The organism is Amycolatopsis sp. NPDC102522 (assembly GCF_055584485.1).
Window position 1 is genome coordinate 155,245 of the sequence record NZ_JBVJLY010000007.1, and the last position, 14,933, is coordinate 170,177.

The window sequence follows — 14,933 nt, forward strand, 5'->3', positions numbered from 1 at the left end:
CACGCCCGTCAGGTCACTTGGAGGCGGCCACGCCCTTCGCGTAGTCGTCCGCCAGCCCGAAGACCTTCTGCGCGTACTCGGTCGAGTTGTTGTACGACAGGATTCCCTGCCACCAGCCCGAGGCGGCCGACATGTCCCGGTTGTTCACGCACAGGTAGCGCGCCGCGGCCAGCGAAGCGTCGTCGATCTGCTGCGGGTCGCCGACGCCGTCGCGGTTGCCGTCGGCGGCGTAGCGGCGCCAGGTGCTGGGGATGAACTGCATCGGGCCGACCGCGCGGTCGACGGCCGCGTCGCCGTCGAACTGGCCGCCGTCGGTGTCGCCGATCGCCTTGACGCCGGGCGACCCGTCGAGCGGGACGCCGATGATCGGCTTCGACGGCCGTCCGTCCTGGCCGAGGACGGCGCCGCCGTACTGGCCGTGGTTCGACTCGATCCGGCCGATACCCGCCAGGGTGGCCCACGAGATCTTGCAGTTCGGCTGCATCTGGCGCATCGCCAGCTCGGCGTTGCCGTAGGCGAGCAGCGCCCTGGCCGGGATGCCGGTGGCCTGCGCCGCCCGCTCGGACCAGGTGGCCAGGGGATCCTTGCCCGGTTTCGGCTGCACCTGCTGCGGCGTGGTCTGCTGGGTGCCGCCACCCGCGAGGGTGGCGTTCACCGGGGCGATCGAGCCGGGTTTGACGTCCGCCGCCTTGACCTGCAGCGCGGGGATCTCCATCGTCGTCGGGCTCGCGACCGGCGCGGACGCCTTGGTCACGAGCCAGATCCCGCCCCCGGCGAGGCCGAGCACGGCCAGCACGATCACCAGCCTGCCGAGTACGGCGGCGCCCACCCCGCGGCGTGGCGGAGCGGGCGTGGCCGGGTCGGCGACGAGTTCGTCGTTTTCCGGGGTGGTGCGCACGAAGCGAGTCCTCCAGCGTGGGCGGCGATCACGACCGATGCTCGAACAACGAGCCCGCGCAGGTTAGCGTTACGCGGTAGCCGAGATCGCCCTTGCCACGCCGGTTCACCCGCGCGTGCGAGAAGTTCTCGTCAAGCGGACTTCTGCTGCCTCGCCAGCCGTGCGACGCACCAGGCGGGGGCGCTGCCGCGGCGAAGGTGCTGCAAAACGGTCATCGGGCCGAGACGACGGCTCAGGTCCGACGGCGAGAGCCCGGCCGCGCGGTAGTCGAGAGCGCGCTGGTCGAGCGGGCTGATGCCGGCGTCCCACCAGGCTTCGGCCTCGGCGACGCCGCCGACCATCTGCCACCAGCCCGCGGCGGCGACGAGCAGGTCACGCGGGACGTCCGGAAGACGGCTGCTCATGGCGTCGAGATAGCCGGGGTCGGCGGCTTCGACCGGCGCCCAGCGCGCCTGGCCGGACTGCTGCCGCTGACCGGGGATACCGGGAGCTTGACGGGGTGCGTCGGCGAGCCACGCGGACGCGATCCTGTCCGTCTCCTGCTCCTCCGGGGTTTGCTCACGCTCGGCCGCCCACTGCCGGATCAACGCATCGACTCCGGGATCTCCGGTCATCCCTGCCTCCTCATGATTCCCCGACTGACAAGTCCTGACTTACTTGCCCGGCTGAAAGTTTCCGCTGCCTGGGGCTTGCACCTGCGGAAACGCATCCCCAGGAGGCCGGCTCCGGCGTCTGGCGAACCAACCGATCACGCAATGTGAGCACCGTAGGGGCGCGGAGGTCTATTCCGCCAGAGCTTCCAGGGCACGAATTCGTCGACCAGCGGGTTTTCGGGGGCAATCCACCCGGATGGTCGAGTCGGCTGACCGAAATCCGAGGTGGGTGACTCAGAGTGATAACCGCTGGTGAATGCGCACGGTGATCACCGGCGTCGTCAGGGACACCGGTGGAAGTGGGCGGCAGGTCAGGAGAAGAGGCTCCGCACGAACGTCACGATGGCCTCGGCACCGGACCGGAGCCAGCCGAGCGCGGTGTGGACGGCGTCGGCGGACTGGGTCGGCTTGCTGATCAGAAAGAAGAGCACGAGCGCGACGACAGCGATCACAACGAATTTCTTCAAGCCGGGCGACATGGCTCCATCCCATCACACCGTAGTGTCCAGACGATGACTCCGCGCGCACTGCGGACTTTGTCACCACTTTAAGGAAATTCGGGCCTTGTTGCCCACCCGGTTTCCCCGAGGGAGCGATCGATGAGCGAAAACGTTCTCGTCCACCGGGACGGGCCGGTGACGACGGTCACACTGAACCGGCCCGGATCCCGCAACGCGGTGGACGGGCCGACCGCGGCCGCGCTGGCGGACGCGTTCCGCGCCTTCGACGCCGATGAAGAGGCCGCGGTCGCCGTCCTCACCGGTTCGGGTGACGCTTTCTGCGCCGGAGCCGATCTGAAGGCCATCGGAACCGACCGCTCGAACTCACTCGATCCGGTGGGTGACGGGCCGATGGGGCCGACGCGGATGACGCTGTCGAAGCCGGTGATCGCCGCTGTCCGCGGGCACGCCGTCGCGGGCGGCCTGGAGCTGGCGCTGTGGTGCGATCTGCGCGTCGCCGACAGCACGGCCGTCTTCGGGGTGTTCTGCCGCCGCTGGGGTGTGCCGCTGATCGACGGCGGCACGGTGCGCCTCCCCCGCCTGATCGGGCATTCGCGGGCGATGGACCTGATCCTCACCGGAAGGCCGGTCGACGCCGCCGAGGCGCTCGCGATCGGGCTGGCGAACCGGGTCGTGCCCGACGGCGAGGCCCTGGCGGCCGCGCAAGCCCTGGCGCGTGACCTGGCCGCGTTCCCGCAAGCCTGCCTGCGCGCGGACCGGACGTCCGCGTACGGCCAGTACGGGCTCACCGAGGACGAGGCGATGCGGGCCGAGTTCTCGAACGCGCTGGCAGGCGGCGGGCTCGCCGAAGAGGCCGTCGAAGGCGCCAGCCGGTTCAGTGACGGCGCGGGGCGTCACGGCAGCTTTGGCGGCCTCCGGCCCTAATGTCTGTCGGATGACCGAAACCGGAGTCGCGCTCAGACCGGTGTCCGAAGGCGACCTGCCGATGCTCGAAGCACTCACGAACGATCCCCAGGCCGCGGGCACGTTCGAGTGGCACGGCTGGCACGACCCGCATTTCCTGCGCCGCCGCTGGACCGAGACCGGCATGCTCGCGGCGGACAACGGGATGCTGATGATCGAGCTCGACGGGCGGCGGCTCGGTTTCGTCTCGTGGCACAAGACCAGGACCGGGTCGACGTCGTACTGCTGGAACGCCGGCCTCGTGCTCATCCCCGAGGCCCGCGGCCACGGCTACGGCACCGAGGCCCAGCGGTTGCTGGTCCGCTACCTCTTCGCGCACACCCAGATGAACCGGGTCGAGGCGTCGACGGAGGCGGGCAACGCCGCCGAGCAGCGCTCCCTGACGAAGGCGGGCTTCACCAGGGAGGGTGTGCTGCGCGGCTACGGGTTCCGGGACGGGGCCTGGCGCGACCACATCCTCTATTCGATGCTGCGGTCCGATCTCGGCCCCGGCCCGGAACGTCCCTAGACGATGGCGCCCGCGGCCTTGAGCCGTTCGAGGCCGTCGGCGTCCACCCCGAGTTCCGCGAGGACCTCGGCGGTGTCGCCGCCCTTGGGCCGCGGCGGTTCCGGTGTCTCGGCCGGCGTGCGGTCGAACCTCGGCGCGGGTGCGGGCTGCTTCATGCCACCGACGTCGACGAACGTGCCGCGCGCGACGTTGTGCGGATGCGACGGCGCCTCCCCCGGCGCGAGCACCGGCGTCAGGCACGCGTCGGTGCCCTCGGCCTTCGCGACCAGTTCGTCACGGGTGTGCTTCACGACGGCCTCGGCGACGATCTCGCGCAGCTTCGGCCACTCGTTCTTGTCGACGTGGACCGGGATCTGTTCGGGATCGAGGCCGAGCACCTTCACCAGGTCGCCCCAGAACCGCATCTCGATCGCGCCGATGGCGACGTACTTGCCGTCAGCGGTCTCGTAGGTGTCGTAGAACGGCGCACCGCCGTCGAGCATGTTCTCGCCGCGCCCGCCCGGCCACAGCCCGGAGTCCAGCAGCCCGTGCAGGCTGGTGGTCAGCAGCGCCGCGCCGTCCACCATGGACGCGTCGACCACCTGTCCCATGCCGGAGGACTGGCGTTCGAACAGCGCCGCCAGCACCCCCATCGCGAGCAGGAGGCCACCGCCGCCGAAGTCGCCGACGAGGTTGAGCGGAACCACCGGCCGCTGCCCGGCGTGCCCGATGGGTTCGAGCGCGCCGGAGATGCCGAGGTAGTTGATGTCGTGCCCGGCGACGGTCGCCAGCGGGCCGTCCTGGCCGTAGCCGGTCATCCGGCCGTAGACCAGCCGCGGGTTGCGGGCGTGGACCTGCTCCGGCCCGATCCCCATCCGCTCGGCCACGCCCGGACGGAAACCCTCGATGAGCACGTCGGCGTCGTCGGCGAGTTTCAGCACCAGCTCGACCCCCTCGGGGGTCTTGGTGTTGATCCCGATCGACCGCCTGCCCCTGGCGAGCGGATCGTTCGGGAAGCCGATGACGTCGTTGCCCGGTGTCGCCCGGTCGATCCGGACGACCTCCGCGCCGAGATCGGCGAGGATCGTGCAGGCGAACGGCGCCGGGGCGAGCCCGGCCAGTTCGACGACCTTGAGCCCGCTCAGCGGACCGGCCTTCTTCGCCACGTCTTTCCTTTCTGCGCCAACGGTTTCTCAGAGCGTGCGGGAGATGATTTCCTTCATGATCTCGCTGGTGCCGCCGAAGATCCGGGAGATCCGGATGTCGGCCCACGCGCGCGCGATCGGGTACTCGGACATGTAGCCGTAGCCGCCGAAGAGCTGCAGGCAGTCGTCGACGACCTTGTTGACCCGTTCGGTGGTCCACAGCTTCGCCATCGCCGCGCCCTGCACGTCGAGTTCCTTGCGCAGATGCCGTTCGATGCACTGGTCGAGGTACGCGCGCGACACCGCGGCCTCGGTGGCGGCCTCGGCGAGTTTGAACTTCGTGTTCTGGAAGTTGTAGATCGGACGGCCGAACGCCTGGCGGTCCTTGGTGTAGGCGATGGTCTGGTCGATCGCGGCCTCCATCCCGGCGACCGCGGTGACGGCGATGATCAGCCGTTCCTGCGGCAGCTGCTGCATGAGCTGGATGAAGCCGAGCCCCTCCTGGTCACCGAGGAGGTTGGCGACGGGCACCCGGACGTCGTCGAAGTTCAGCTCCGCGGTGTCCTGGCCCTTGAGCCCGATCTTGTCGAGGACGCGGCCGCGGCTGAAGCCCGGGGTGTCGGTCTCGACGGCGATCAGGGAGACCCCCTGCGCGCCCGCGTCCGGGTCGGTCTTCACCGCCACGACGACGAGGTCGGCGTGGAAACCGTTGGTGATGAACGTCTTCGCGCCGTTGATCACGTAGTGGTCGCCGTCGCGCACCGCGCGGGTCTTGATGCCCTGCAGATCCGAACCCGTCCCGGGCTCGGTCATCGCGACAGCGCCGACCATCTCACCGGAGGCGAACTTCGGCAGCCACTCCCGCTTCTTCTCCTCGTTGGCGTACTCCAGCAGGTAGTGCGCCACGATTCCATTGTGGACGGTGACGCCCCAGGCGCTGTCGCCGGAACGGGCCTGCTCTTCGTAGAGCACGGCCTCGTGGGCGAACGTGCCGCCGCCACCGCCGTACTCCTCCGGGATGGACAGTGCCAGCAGGCCGACCTCGCCCGCTTTCGTCCACAGCTCGCGGTCGACCTTCTTCTCCGCCGCCCAGCGCTCCTGGTTCGGGGCGAGTTCCTTCTGGCAGAAGGTCCGGGCAAGGTCCCGGAGGTCTTCGAGCTCCGTCGTGCTCCACGAACTCTTCTGGATCTGCAAGGGCACGGCCAACGCCTCCTGATCGGACCTGGAAAACATGACGCTTAGGATGTAAGTTCCATTCGGAATGTACATCCGTACCGAGTTGCACGTAAAGGGGGTCAGGTCCGGTGAGCGTGATCGGCAGGACGCACCGCACCCAGGCCGAGCGGCGCGAGCAGACCCGCACCGCCCTGCTCGACGCGACCATCGACTGCCTGGTCGACCTCGGCTATGCGCGCACCTCGGTCCAGGAGATCTGCGCCCGCGCCGGGGTCTCGAAGGGCGCCGTGCAACATCACTTCTCCGCGAAGGCCGAACTCATGGCCGCCGCCGTCGAGCATCTGACGGAGAAGCTGCGAGGACGGCTCGCGACGTCGATCTCGGCACTCCCCGGCGGCGCTTCGGGGGTCGCGGCGGCGATCGACCTGCTGTGGGAGGGCTACTCGGGCACGCTGTCCACGGCCGCCACGGAGCTGTGGGTCGCGGCACGGACCGACCCCGAACTGCGTGAGGCGATCCGCCCGGTCGACAAGGCCTTGGGCCGTTCGACGCTGGAACACATCACCGCGGTCGCCGGGGACCTGCCGAAGGAACGCGCGGAGATCCTGTTCTGGCTGACCGTGAACCTCACCCGAGGGCTGGCGCTGGACGCCGAACTCGGTGGCGATCCGAAGCGGCGGCGGCAATTGCTCGACGAATGGAAGCGGGTCGCGGTGATGTTGTACGAGAACGCCGCCCCGTAGGCTTCGGCCATGGGGAGATCGACGGCGTTCGCCGTACTGACCGCGGCCGTTCTCGCACTGACCGGCTGCGCGGCCACGCCGCCGCCCGCTCCGGCACCTCTGCCTTCGGAACCCTTGACGCTGAGCGCGGCGCTCGGCGATCCCACGACCGTGGACTTCTGCGGCCTGCTGGACTTCCCCGAAATCGGGAAGACCCGGCGACTGGAGTCCACACCGACGCTCAGCATGGGCGCCTGCTCGTTCCGGGCCGGGAACGCCCTGATCAGTTTCGGGTTCCCGGAAGACCGGGCGAAAGAACGTCTCGCCGGCGCCACCCCGGTCGCCGAGTCGGCACTCCCCCGCGGCCTGCGCCTGGTCCGCTCGGACCTCCAGGGCCAGCCCGTGCTCCATCTGCTCTTCGCCGACGACTCGTCGTTGCGCGTCGGCACGTTCTTCGAATCCCGCGAAGCCACCGGATCCCCTGCGCTCGACGTGGCGACGAAAACCGCGGAAAGCGCCGCCCGCGCTCTCGCGGCCGGCAAGCAGGCGAACCATCTGGACTACCTCGGAAAATCACTGGCACGCCTCGACGCCTGCTCCGCCTTGTGGTCCGACGCCGAGGTGTCCGCCCGGCTGGGTGCCGCGGTCTCCGGGAAGGGCGATCTGTCCCGGCACCAATGCCTGTGGAGCGAACCGAACGGGGAACGGCTCGTCCGGCTGGAGTTCGGCCTCGGCCCGCGCCCGAAGGCCTCGGCCGCGGTTCTCGAAGAGACTTTGGCCGGGCGTAAGTCCTTCGTGCAGGAGGTCTCCGGCGGCTGCACGGTGCTCACCGGCCACATCGCCGGCCCGGGCGCCCTCGCGGACAAGGTCGAGCACGCCGTTCTCGCCGTGCAGGCACCGGACGCGTGCGGCATCGCCAGGGAGCTGGCCGCGGTCGCCTGGCCGAAACTTCCGGCCTAGGCGCCGAACGCCAAAAACGCGTAGCACGCGAGAAAGGCCTTGACCAGAGCACAGGTGACACTTATCTCGACGGCCGATCCGTGGTGGAATTCCTTGCTGGACAACAAAACCGGCGGAGGAGCCGACCATGAGCGCGCCGCAGCAGCAGCCGTACCAACCCACTGGCCCGTTCGGCGCAATGCAGCCCGTCCAAATTCCCGTCGCGGCCTCACGACCGCCGTCGGACGCGCGGCTCCCCCGGTTGTTCGCCGCGATGATGGGGGTTTTCGCCGGACTGCTGGTACTCGTCGCGACCTTTCTTCCGCAGTCGACCTATGAGCAGCTCTCCGACGGCAAGCCGGTGTCGAAGTTCGCCGAGACCGGCTGGACGCGGAGTTTCGACATCGCACCGTCGGCGGAGGAGAAGGAGTTCTACGACAAGACCCATGTCGCCCGCTACGGCATCCCGCTGTCCGCCGCCGCGCTGACGTTGTTCGCCGGGGCCGCGGTGGGTTTCGCCTCGTACCGGCGGAGTTCGGGTTCGCCCGCCGCGACGACGTCGAGGACGCTGCTGGTCGCCGGCGGGGCGGGGACCGCGGTCGGCGTCTGGATGCTCGGCATGGACATCGCGGCGAGCTTGAGCTTCGGGCAGGACACCGGCCGGTTCGTCTCGCGCTACGGGACGGGGAGCGGATTCTGGATCCTGCTCGCGGGCGGGCTCGTGGCGTTGCTCACCATCGGGCTGGCGATCGTGGCCAACCGGCGTGAACCCGCGGCGCCCCAGCAGGCCCCTTACCCGGTCGCCTACACCACTTACCCGCCCGCGGCCCCTCAGCAGCACTTTCCGCAGCAACCGCAGGCCTACGAACCGCCGTCACCGCCGACTCCGCCCGCGGGGTCGGCGTTGCAGCAGCAGGACATCCTGCGCCCGTCCCTCGACAATCCGCCTCAACCCGACAATACGTGAAACTTATTCACATCGTCGGTGGACAGTCTCCATACCGGCAGTATGCTGTACTCGTCGGTAACACCTGGGCTCTGCGTGGCACCTCCCGGCTCCACGCGGCATGGAACGGAGACGGCATGACGAGCACGACACCGGCGAGCGCGGGCCAGCACACCGAAGGATCGGCCACCATCGGCGGCCTCCCCGGCGCTCCGGCCGTGGCCAGGGCGGAACGGCTCGTGCGGCGGGTCGTGGGTGGCGAGGACTCCGCGCCGGTCCAGATGCGCGCCCCGTTCACCGGTCTGCCGATCGCGACCCTCCCCCAGGCCACCGACGCCGACGTCCGCGCCGTGTTCGACCAGGCGCGGGAGGCACAGCGCTCGTGGGCCGAACGTCCGGTCGAAGAGCGCCAGCGCATCCTGATCCGCCTGCACGACCTGGTCCTGAAGCGCCAGGAAGAGGCACTCGACCTCGTGCAGATCGAGGCGGGCAAAGCCCGGATGGACGCCTTCGACGAGGTCAGCGCCACCGCGCTCGTGGCCGCCTACTACGGCAAGCACAGCGCGAAGATTCTTTCGCCGCGTCGCGCCGCCGGGCTGATCCCGGTGCTGACGAAGGTCGGCGAACTCCGGCACCCCAAGGGCGTCGTCGGGATCATCTCGCCGTGGAACTACCCGCTCGCGCTGACCGCGATGGACGTCCTGCCCGCGCTCGCGGCGGGCAACGCCGTCGTGCAGAAGCCGGACAACCAGACCGCGCTCTCGGCGCTGTGGCTGCAAGAACTCGCCGAGGAGGCCGGGCTGCCCGCCGGTGTCTGGCAGATCGTGCTCGGCCGGGGTTCGCGGATCGGCGACGCGCTGGTCGAGGAGTCGGACTACCTGTGCTTCACCGGGTCCACGCCCACGGGCAAGGGCCTCGCCGCGAGGGTGGCGGAGCGGCTGACGAGCTACTCGCTGGAACTCGGCGGGAAGAACCCGATGATCGTGCTGCCCGACGCCGACGTCGCCAAGACCGCGACGGGCGCTGTCACCGCGTGCTTCTCCTCCGCGGGCCAGCTGTGCGTTTCGGTCGAGCGGATCTACGTCCACGAGTCGATCCGGGAAGAGTTCACACGGGCCTTCGTCGCCAAGACGGCCGCGCTGCGGCTCGGGGGCGCGCTGGACTACCAGGCACAGATGGGCTCGCTGACCTCGGAAGACCAGCTGGCGACGGTGTCGGCGCACGTCGAGGACGCCCGGTCCAAGGGCGCGAAGGTGCTCACCGGTGGCAAGGCCCGGCCCGACCTCGGCCCGCTGTTCTACGAGCCGACCGTGCTCACCGACGTCACCGAGGACGTCAAGCTGTTCGCCGAGGAGACCTTCGGGCCGGTCGTGTCGATCTACGGCTACACCGACGTCACCGAGGCGATCGAGCGCGCGAACGACACGAAGTTCGGGCTGAACGCGAGCGTGTGGTCACGCAACGGCCGGGCGGGCTGGGAGGTCGCGGCGCGGCTGAAGGCGGGAACCGTCAACGTCAACGAGGGCTTCGCGGCGACTTTCGGCACCGTGGGACTGCCGATGGGCGGGATGAAGGAGTCCGGTGTCGGGCGGCGCAACGGTGCCGAAGGCCTGCTCAAGTACACCGAAGCCCAGGCGATCGCGGTGCAGCGCGGGATGCCGCTGCGCCCGGGCCGGGGCATCCCGCCGAAGCTGTGGGCACGGAGCCTGAGCTTGAGCCTCAAGGCGCTTCGCCGCCTCCCGCGCCGCTGACCCGAGCGGCTAGGAAGAGGTGGGCGCGGCCAAGAGGCCCCGGTCGTAGGCGATCGCGACGGCCTCGGCCCGGCGGCTCGCGCCGAGTTTCGCCATCACCCGCGAGAGATGGACGCTCACCGTCTTCTCGCTGATGTACAGCTCCTCGCCGACCTGCCGGTTGGTCCGGCCGAGCGCGACGCGCTCCAGCACGTCCCGTTCGCGGTCGGTGAGCGGGTCGACGACGTCGCGGCGCGGCGCCGCGGGCGCCCCGGGAAGCTCGACACGCGCCCGGTGGCTGAGTTCCTGGACGGCCTCGCGCAGCGGGCACGCGCCCAGCCGATCGGCCACCGCGTGCGCGGCCAGCAGCTCCGACGTGGCGAGCGCGGTGTCACCGTCGGAAGCCAGCAGGGACTTCGCGTGCTGCAGGCGGCACATGGCCTGCTCGTACACCGCGCCGTACCCGAACGCCTCGACGGCCTTCGCCCACAACGCCGGGTCGCCCGCGCCGCCCAGACAGCTGCCGAGCGCCTCCAGCCGGGCGAGCCAAGCCAGCGCCTCCGGGCCCAGTGACACCGAACGCGGGATGCCGAGTTCGGCGCAGCGTCGCCCGTGGGCGAGCAGCTTCTCCCCCGATTCCACGGCGGCCTCGACCGTCGCCAGATCCCCGCGCACCCGGGCCCCGGCCGCTTGCGCGACGGCGGCCGCGAGGCCGTGCACGCTGATCCGGATCCCGCCGAGCACCGCGGGCTCGACCTCTTCGAGCCAGTCGATCAGCTCGCGAGCCTGCCGGACCGCGCCCGCGTGGTCTCCCCGCCAGGACGCGAGCTGGATGGCGGCGTCCCCCGACGCGAGCGCGATCGAGTAATCCGCGCTCCAGTGCCGATGCAGGCTGGGCAGGATCTTGTCGGCGTCGGCGAACCGGCCGCGCGCGACGACGAACTGCGCCCAGATCCCCAGGAACCGCCCGGCGACGACGCTCGAGACACCGCGGGCGGCGCGGCCGGCGTCGTCGTCTTCCGGCCAGTCCCCGCTGACGTATCGCAGCATGAGGTGCTTGGTCCGCAGCTCGACCCCGAACGAACTCCAGGTCAGCCCGGTCTCCTTGGCGCGCGCGATGCCCTTGGCGTAGTACTTCAGCGCGGAGTGGATCTCGGCCCTGTCGTCGTAGCTCAGCCCGAGGAAGTGCAGCGCCCGCAGTTCACCGTTGAGCGCGCCGGAGTCCCTGGCCTTCCGCTCGGCCTGGCGCAGCCGCTCCCGTGCCTGCTCGATGTCGCCCGCCGAATCGGCCAGCGTCCCGAGCGAGACCAGCGCCGCCGCCTCCGCCCCGCCCGCGCCGACCGCCTTGGCGTCGGCGACCGCGGCCAGCGCGCACTGCAGCGCCTCGTCGTGCCTGTCGGTCAGCCGCAGGATCCCCGCCCTGGTGGCGAGCACCCAGGCCCGCGCGGAACTCGCCTCGGTGTGTTCGACCAGCTCCCAGGCCTTGTCGATCGCGTCGACGACCTCGTCCAGCGTGCCGTCGACCGAAAGCAGCGCTTCCGCGTGCCGTCGCCAGACCTTGGCGGACCGCTCGCCGCCGGTGTCCGGGCCCAGAGCCTCCGTCGCGGACCGCGAATAGGCGACCGCGCGCTCCGGCTCCCCCGACGTGCTCGCGAAGTACGACGCCTCGTGCAGCAGCCGGAGCTCGTCGACGTCCGACGGCCGGTCCGGCGCGGGCACCGCGTCCCAGATGGACAGTGCCTGCTCGACGTGCCGCAGCGCCGTCCCGGGCGCGCCCAGCTTCTCCGCCTCGTCCATCGCGCGCAGCAACGCGGCCAGCGCGGTGACGAAGTCCTTGCTCTCCAGGCTGTGGTGGGCGAGCCGCGCGTCCTGGCCACGGCCCTGTGTCCGGGTGCGGATCCGCGTCGCGTACGCCGCGTGCATGCGCACCCGCTCCCCCGGCAGCAGGTCGCCGTAGACCGCTTCCTGCAGCAACGCGTGGCGGAAGGTATAGAAACCGTTCTCGATCACCAGCACGTGGTGCTGCACCGCTTCGCGCAGTGCCTCGTCGAGGTCGAACTCGTCCAGCCCGGAGATCTCGGCGAGGGCGGCGTGCGCCACCGAGTCCCTGGCGACCGCGACCACGCGCAACACCCGGCGCGTGACCGGCGAAAGCTGTTCCACCCTGGCGAGGAGCACATCGGCCAGCCCGGAGGGGAGGTCACGGCAGTCCTTCGCGGACGCGAGCAGCTCCTCGACGAAGAACGGATTGCCCTCGGACCGGGAGACGATGTCGGCGATCATGTCCTGGCTGATCGGCTCGTCGGCCAAGGCCTCGACGAAAGCGCGCGAGTCTTCGGCGCCGAACGGCTTGACCTCGACACGTTCGACAGCGCCCAGCCGCACGACCTCGGAGAGCAGCGCCCGCAGCGGATGCCGCCGGTGGACGTCCTCCTCGCGATAGCTCGCCACCACCAGTAACCGCTGGTTGCGCAGCCTCGTCAGCAGGAAGGACAGCAGGTTCCGGGTGGAGCCGTCGGCCCAGTGCAGGTCCTCCAGCAGGATCACCACCGGCCGGCGCTGCGCGATGGCGGTCAGCACCCCCAGTACCGCGTCGAACAGCTGGAGCTGGCCGAGGTCCTGTTCGGGCCCGAGCCGTTGCGTCGACACCTGTTCGCTCGCGGTGAGCTGACCGTCTTCGATGGCGGGGTACTCCTCCGCCTGCTGCATCTGCGGGAGCAGCCTGCCCAGCGCCGGCCGGGCCCGGACCGCGGCGGTGACCGCGGGATCGGACGTCGTCGCCAACGGCGCCAGGGCCTCGGCGAACGGAAGATAAGGAAGACCGCCCTCATGGACGTCGATACAGCGCCCGGTCAGGACCAGGGCACCGGCGCCGGCGGTGAACTCACCGAGCGCGGTCAGGAGACGGGTCTTGCCGACGCCGGCATCACCGGAGAGCAGCACCGCGCCGGCTTCGGCCCGTTCTGCACGGGCGAAGGCGGCACGGAGCTGCCGCATCTCCTGAGTGCGGGCGACGATCGGGATTCCGGAGCCAAGACGGGGCACGAGGTGCATTCTTGCCTACCGGACCGACAACTTCGCCTGTGTTTTCGCCGAGAGCTTCATCGCACTCGACCTCTACCGGGTGATCTCGCCGCTGCGGGCGGGCACCTGTCCGGCCTCGCGGCGCTGCTGGGCGGGCACCTGGACCTCGGTGCGGCGCGCCCGGATCCGCTTGCCTGCCTGGCGGGCCCTGTCGACCCACACGCTGCGGCCCGCTCGCTGGAGCTCTTCCCTGCGGTACTCGACCTCGGCCAGTACCCCGGTGAGCAAAGCGTCGTTCATGTTCATCACTGTTTCCCCTTAGGAACTCACTGCCTTGTTGGTAGTGATGAGATTCGTCCTGAGGGGTGCCCTGCGGCATCGGGTGATCACCTACACCCGGACGTGATTCGACCCCTTACGCCGGCCCATCCCCTGCTCGGGGGGCGTAAGGGGTCGAGTTTTCTGATCTAGCCGAGGGCCGGGCCGCCCGGGCGCACGGCGCCGAGCAGCCCGCGCCAAGCGTGCGGCGAGAGGCGGAAAGCACCTCCCTCAGGGTCCTTGGAGTCCCTCAGGGCGGCACCGGAACCGGTGAAGGCGACCTCGACGCAGTCGTTGCCGCCACCGCTGTGGCTGCTCTTGAACCACCGGGCCTGGGAAAGATCATCGTTGGGCGTCATGCTCCCCACTCCTTACTCGTTTCCGGGGACTTCGAGCGCTCCGAAGACGCCTGAGTCCCGTTACTTCGGTTTCTCCGGCAGGGCCGCCTGTTCGGCGAACCTTCCGGCGGCCTCGGCGATCACCGCGACCGAGTCGTCCGGCTTCAACGCGGCGGCACGCAGATGGTCGAACATCAACGCGTATCGCCGGACGTCCGGGGGTTCCTCCAGGTAGAGCCCGTTGGAGGTGCTGTCGACGTAGACCACGTCGGTGTCGGCCAGTTCGGGGAAGCCCATGATGAGGAACGGGCCCTCCATCCCGGGATGGGCGCCCGCGCCGAAGGGCACGATCTGGACTGTCACGTTCGCCCTCGCGGCCATCGTGACCATCCGGTACAGCTGCTCCGCCATCACCTCGGCCCCGTCGACCGTGCGGTGCAGGACCGCTTCGTCCATCACGGCCCAGTACTCCGGGGGCGACGGATCGGTCAGCAGCTCCTGCCGCGCCATCCGCGCCGCCACCCTGCGCCTGACCTCGGCGTCTTCGGCGTCGGGCCGCATCGCCCTGATCACGGCCTTGGCGTACCGCTCGGTCTGCAACAGGCCCGGTACCAGCAGCGCCTGGAACGCCCGCAGGGAACTCGCGTCCGCCTCCAGGCCGACGAAAGTGCCGGTGAACACCTCGTTATACGCGTGCCACCAGCCACGTTTGCGGGCTTCCCTGGCCAGCTGGACGAGCGCTTCCTGCTCGTCGCCCGTGATGCCGTACAGCTCGAGCATGTCGCGCGCGTCGCGCGGGGTGACGCCGACGTGCCCCGTCTCGATGCGGCTGACCTTCGACGCCGAGCATTCGAGCTTCTCGCTCACCTCGTCGATGGTGAGGTCCGCCGCCTCGCGCAGGCGCCTCAATTCGCTCGCCAGCCGACGGCGGCGCACGGTGGGTCCCTGACCCCTCGTCATCACGGCACCTCCACAGAGCTTTCCGAGCAACACCGATCACGACGCGGCGAGGAGAACAGTGTTCAGTAACCCCGCACGAAGCACATCTAACCAGTCCGAGACACATTCGGTGAGATGGTCACACGACCATTTTCCGGCACGCCCGGATTTTCATCCTGCAATTTGCAGATTGC

15 protein-coding genes are annotated in these 14,933 nt (G+C 70.0%); 6 read left to right on the forward strand and 9 right to left on the reverse strand.

The window, feature by feature from the left end; genetic code table 11:
• Positions 1 to 13: 13 nt before the first annotated feature.
• From ACZ6YV_RS19085 to ACZ6YV_RS19095, 3 genes are all read right to left on the reverse strand, one after another.
• Positions 14 to 898, reverse strand: coding sequence for a lytic transglycosylase domain-containing protein (locus tag ACZ6YV_RS19085; RefSeq protein ID WP_465510853.1), 885 nt, complete (start codon positions 896 to 898; stop codon positions 14 to 16).
• A gap of 131 nt (positions 899 to 1,029) precedes the next feature.
• On the reverse strand, positions 1,030 to 1,512 hold the full coding sequence (locus ACZ6YV_RS19090) for a helix-turn-helix transcriptional regulator (RefSeq protein ID WP_364204251.1): 483 nt from the start codon (positions 1,510 to 1,512) through the stop codon (positions 1,030 to 1,032).
• A gap of 350 nt (positions 1,513 to 1,862) precedes the next feature.
• A complete protein-coding gene (locus tag ACZ6YV_RS19095; protein WP_191254788.1) occupies positions 1,863 to 2,018 on the reverse strand; it encodes a hypothetical protein in 156 nt (51 codons plus the stop codon).
• A gap of 132 nt (positions 2,019 to 2,150) precedes the next feature.
• Between ACZ6YV_RS19095 and ACZ6YV_RS19100 the strand changes: the two genes are divergently transcribed.
• Positions 2,151 to 2,936 carry a crotonase/enoyl-CoA hydratase family protein gene (locus ACZ6YV_RS19100; RefSeq protein ID WP_465510854.1) on the forward strand — a complete coding sequence of 262 codons (786 nt, stop codon included), beginning with the start codon at positions 2,151 to 2,153 and terminating at the stop codon, positions 2,934 to 2,936.
• 10 nt (positions 2,937 to 2,946) lie between these two features.
• Positions 2,947 to 3,483, forward strand: a complete 537-nt coding sequence (locus tag ACZ6YV_RS19105) for a GNAT family N-acetyltransferase (RefSeq protein ID WP_465510855.1) — start codon at positions 2,947 to 2,949, stop codon at positions 3,481 to 3,483.
• Here the strand turns inward: ACZ6YV_RS19105 and ACZ6YV_RS19110 are convergent.
• Positions 3,480 to 4,628: a CaiB/BaiF CoA transferase family protein gene (locus ACZ6YV_RS19110; RefSeq protein ID WP_465510856.1), complete on the reverse strand. Its 1,149-nt coding sequence runs from the start codon at positions 4,626 to 4,628 to the stop codon at positions 3,480 to 3,482. The two genes, ACZ6YV_RS19105 and ACZ6YV_RS19110, sit on opposite strands and share 4 nt — an antisense overlap.
• A gap of 27 nt (positions 4,629 to 4,655) precedes the next feature.
• Entirely contained in the window at positions 4,656 to 5,807 is a 1,152-nt protein-coding gene (locus ACZ6YV_RS19115; RefSeq protein ID WP_465511026.1) for an acyl-CoA dehydrogenase family protein, read from the reverse strand.
• Between the two features lie 104 nt (positions 5,808 to 5,911).
• On the opposite strand from ACZ6YV_RS19115, the gene ACZ6YV_RS19120 reads away from it, so the two are divergent.
• From ACZ6YV_RS19120 to ACZ6YV_RS19135, 4 genes are all read left to right on the forward strand, one after another.
• Positions 5,912 to 6,526 (forward strand): TetR/AcrR family transcriptional regulator, encoded by a 615-nt coding sequence (locus ACZ6YV_RS19120; RefSeq protein WP_378240540.1) that lies wholly within the window; start codon positions 5,912 to 5,914, stop codon positions 6,524 to 6,526.
• 9 nt (positions 6,527 to 6,535) lie between these two features.
• A complete protein-coding gene (locus ACZ6YV_RS19125) occupies positions 6,536 to 7,465 on the forward strand; it encodes a hypothetical protein (RefSeq protein ID WP_465510857.1) in 930 nt (309 codons plus the stop codon).
• A gap of 127 nt (positions 7,466 to 7,592) precedes the next feature.
• Complete coding sequence (locus tag ACZ6YV_RS19130) at positions 7,593 to 8,411, forward strand: hypothetical protein (protein ID WP_465510858.1); 819 nt, start codon at positions 7,593 to 7,595, stop codon at positions 8,409 to 8,411.
• 116 nt (positions 8,412 to 8,527) lie between these two features.
• A complete protein-coding gene (locus tag ACZ6YV_RS19135; RefSeq protein WP_465510859.1) occupies positions 8,528 to 10,141 on the forward strand; it encodes a succinic semialdehyde dehydrogenase in 1,614 nt (537 codons plus the stop codon).
• Positions 10,142 to 10,150: 9 nt separating this feature from the next.
• On the opposite strand, the gene ACZ6YV_RS19140 is transcribed toward ACZ6YV_RS19135, so the two are convergent.
• The 4 genes from ACZ6YV_RS19140 to ACZ6YV_RS19155 form a co-directional block, all read right to left on the reverse strand.
• Entirely contained in the window at positions 10,151 to 13,174 is a 3,024-nt protein-coding gene (locus ACZ6YV_RS19140) for a helix-turn-helix transcriptional regulator (protein ID WP_465510860.1), read from the reverse strand.
• Positions 13,175 to 13,237: 63 nt separating this feature from the next.
• Entirely contained in the window at positions 13,238 to 13,444 is a 207-nt protein-coding gene (locus ACZ6YV_RS19145) for a hypothetical protein (RefSeq protein WP_465510861.1), read from the reverse strand.
• 167 nt (positions 13,445 to 13,611) lie between these two features.
• Positions 13,612 to 13,821 (reverse strand): DUF397 domain-containing protein, encoded by a 210-nt coding sequence (locus ACZ6YV_RS19150; protein WP_465510862.1) that lies wholly within the window; start codon positions 13,819 to 13,821, stop codon positions 13,612 to 13,614.
• 60 nt (positions 13,822 to 13,881) lie between these two features.
• The gene (locus tag ACZ6YV_RS19155) at positions 13,882 to 14,760 is read right to left on the reverse strand and encodes a helix-turn-helix domain-containing protein (RefSeq protein ID WP_465510863.1); all 879 of its coding nucleotides are present in this window, start codon (positions 14,758 to 14,760) and stop codon (positions 13,882 to 13,884) included.
• Positions 14,761 to 14,933 lie beyond the last annotated feature (173 nt).

Bases quoted from the DNA above. Each gene is read 5' to 3' on its own strand.
- ACZ6YV_RS19090 (WP_364204251.1), bottom strand. From the start codon at position 1,512: ATGACCGGAGATCCCGGAGTCGATGCGTTGATCCGGCAGTGGGCGGCC.
- ACZ6YV_RS19100 (WP_465510854.1), top strand. From the start codon at position 2,151: ATGAGCGAAAACGTTCTCGTCCACCGGGACGGGCCGGTGACGACGGTC.
- ACZ6YV_RS19105 (WP_465510855.1), top strand. From the start codon at position 2,947: ATGACCGAAACCGGAGTCGCGCTCAGACCGGTGTCCGAAGGCGACCTG.
- ACZ6YV_RS19125 (WP_465510857.1), top strand. From the start codon at position 6,536: ATGGGGAGATCGACGGCGTTCGCCGTACTGACCGCGGCCGTTCTCGCA.
- ACZ6YV_RS19130 (WP_465510858.1), top strand. From the start codon at position 7,593: ATGAGCGCGCCGCAGCAGCAGCCGTACCAACCCACTGGCCCGTTCGGC.
- ACZ6YV_RS19135 (WP_465510859.1), top strand. From the start codon at position 8,528: ATGACGAGCACGACACCGGCGAGCGCGGGCCAGCACACCGAAGGATCG.
- ACZ6YV_RS19140 (WP_465510860.1), bottom strand. From the start codon at position 13,174: ATGCACCTCGTGCCCCGTCTTGGCTCCGGAATCCCGATCGTCGCCCGC.
- ACZ6YV_RS19145 (WP_465510861.1), bottom strand. From the start codon at position 13,444: ATGAACGACGCTTTGCTCACCGGGGTACTGGCCGAGGTCGAGTACCGC.
- ACZ6YV_RS19150 (WP_465510862.1), bottom strand. From the start codon at position 13,821: ATGACGCCCAACGATGATCTTTCCCAGGCCCGGTGGTTCAAGAGCAGC.
- ACZ6YV_RS19155 (WP_465510863.1), bottom strand. From the start codon at position 14,760: ATGACGAGGGGTCAGGGACCCACCGTGCGCCGCCGTCGGCTGGCGAGC.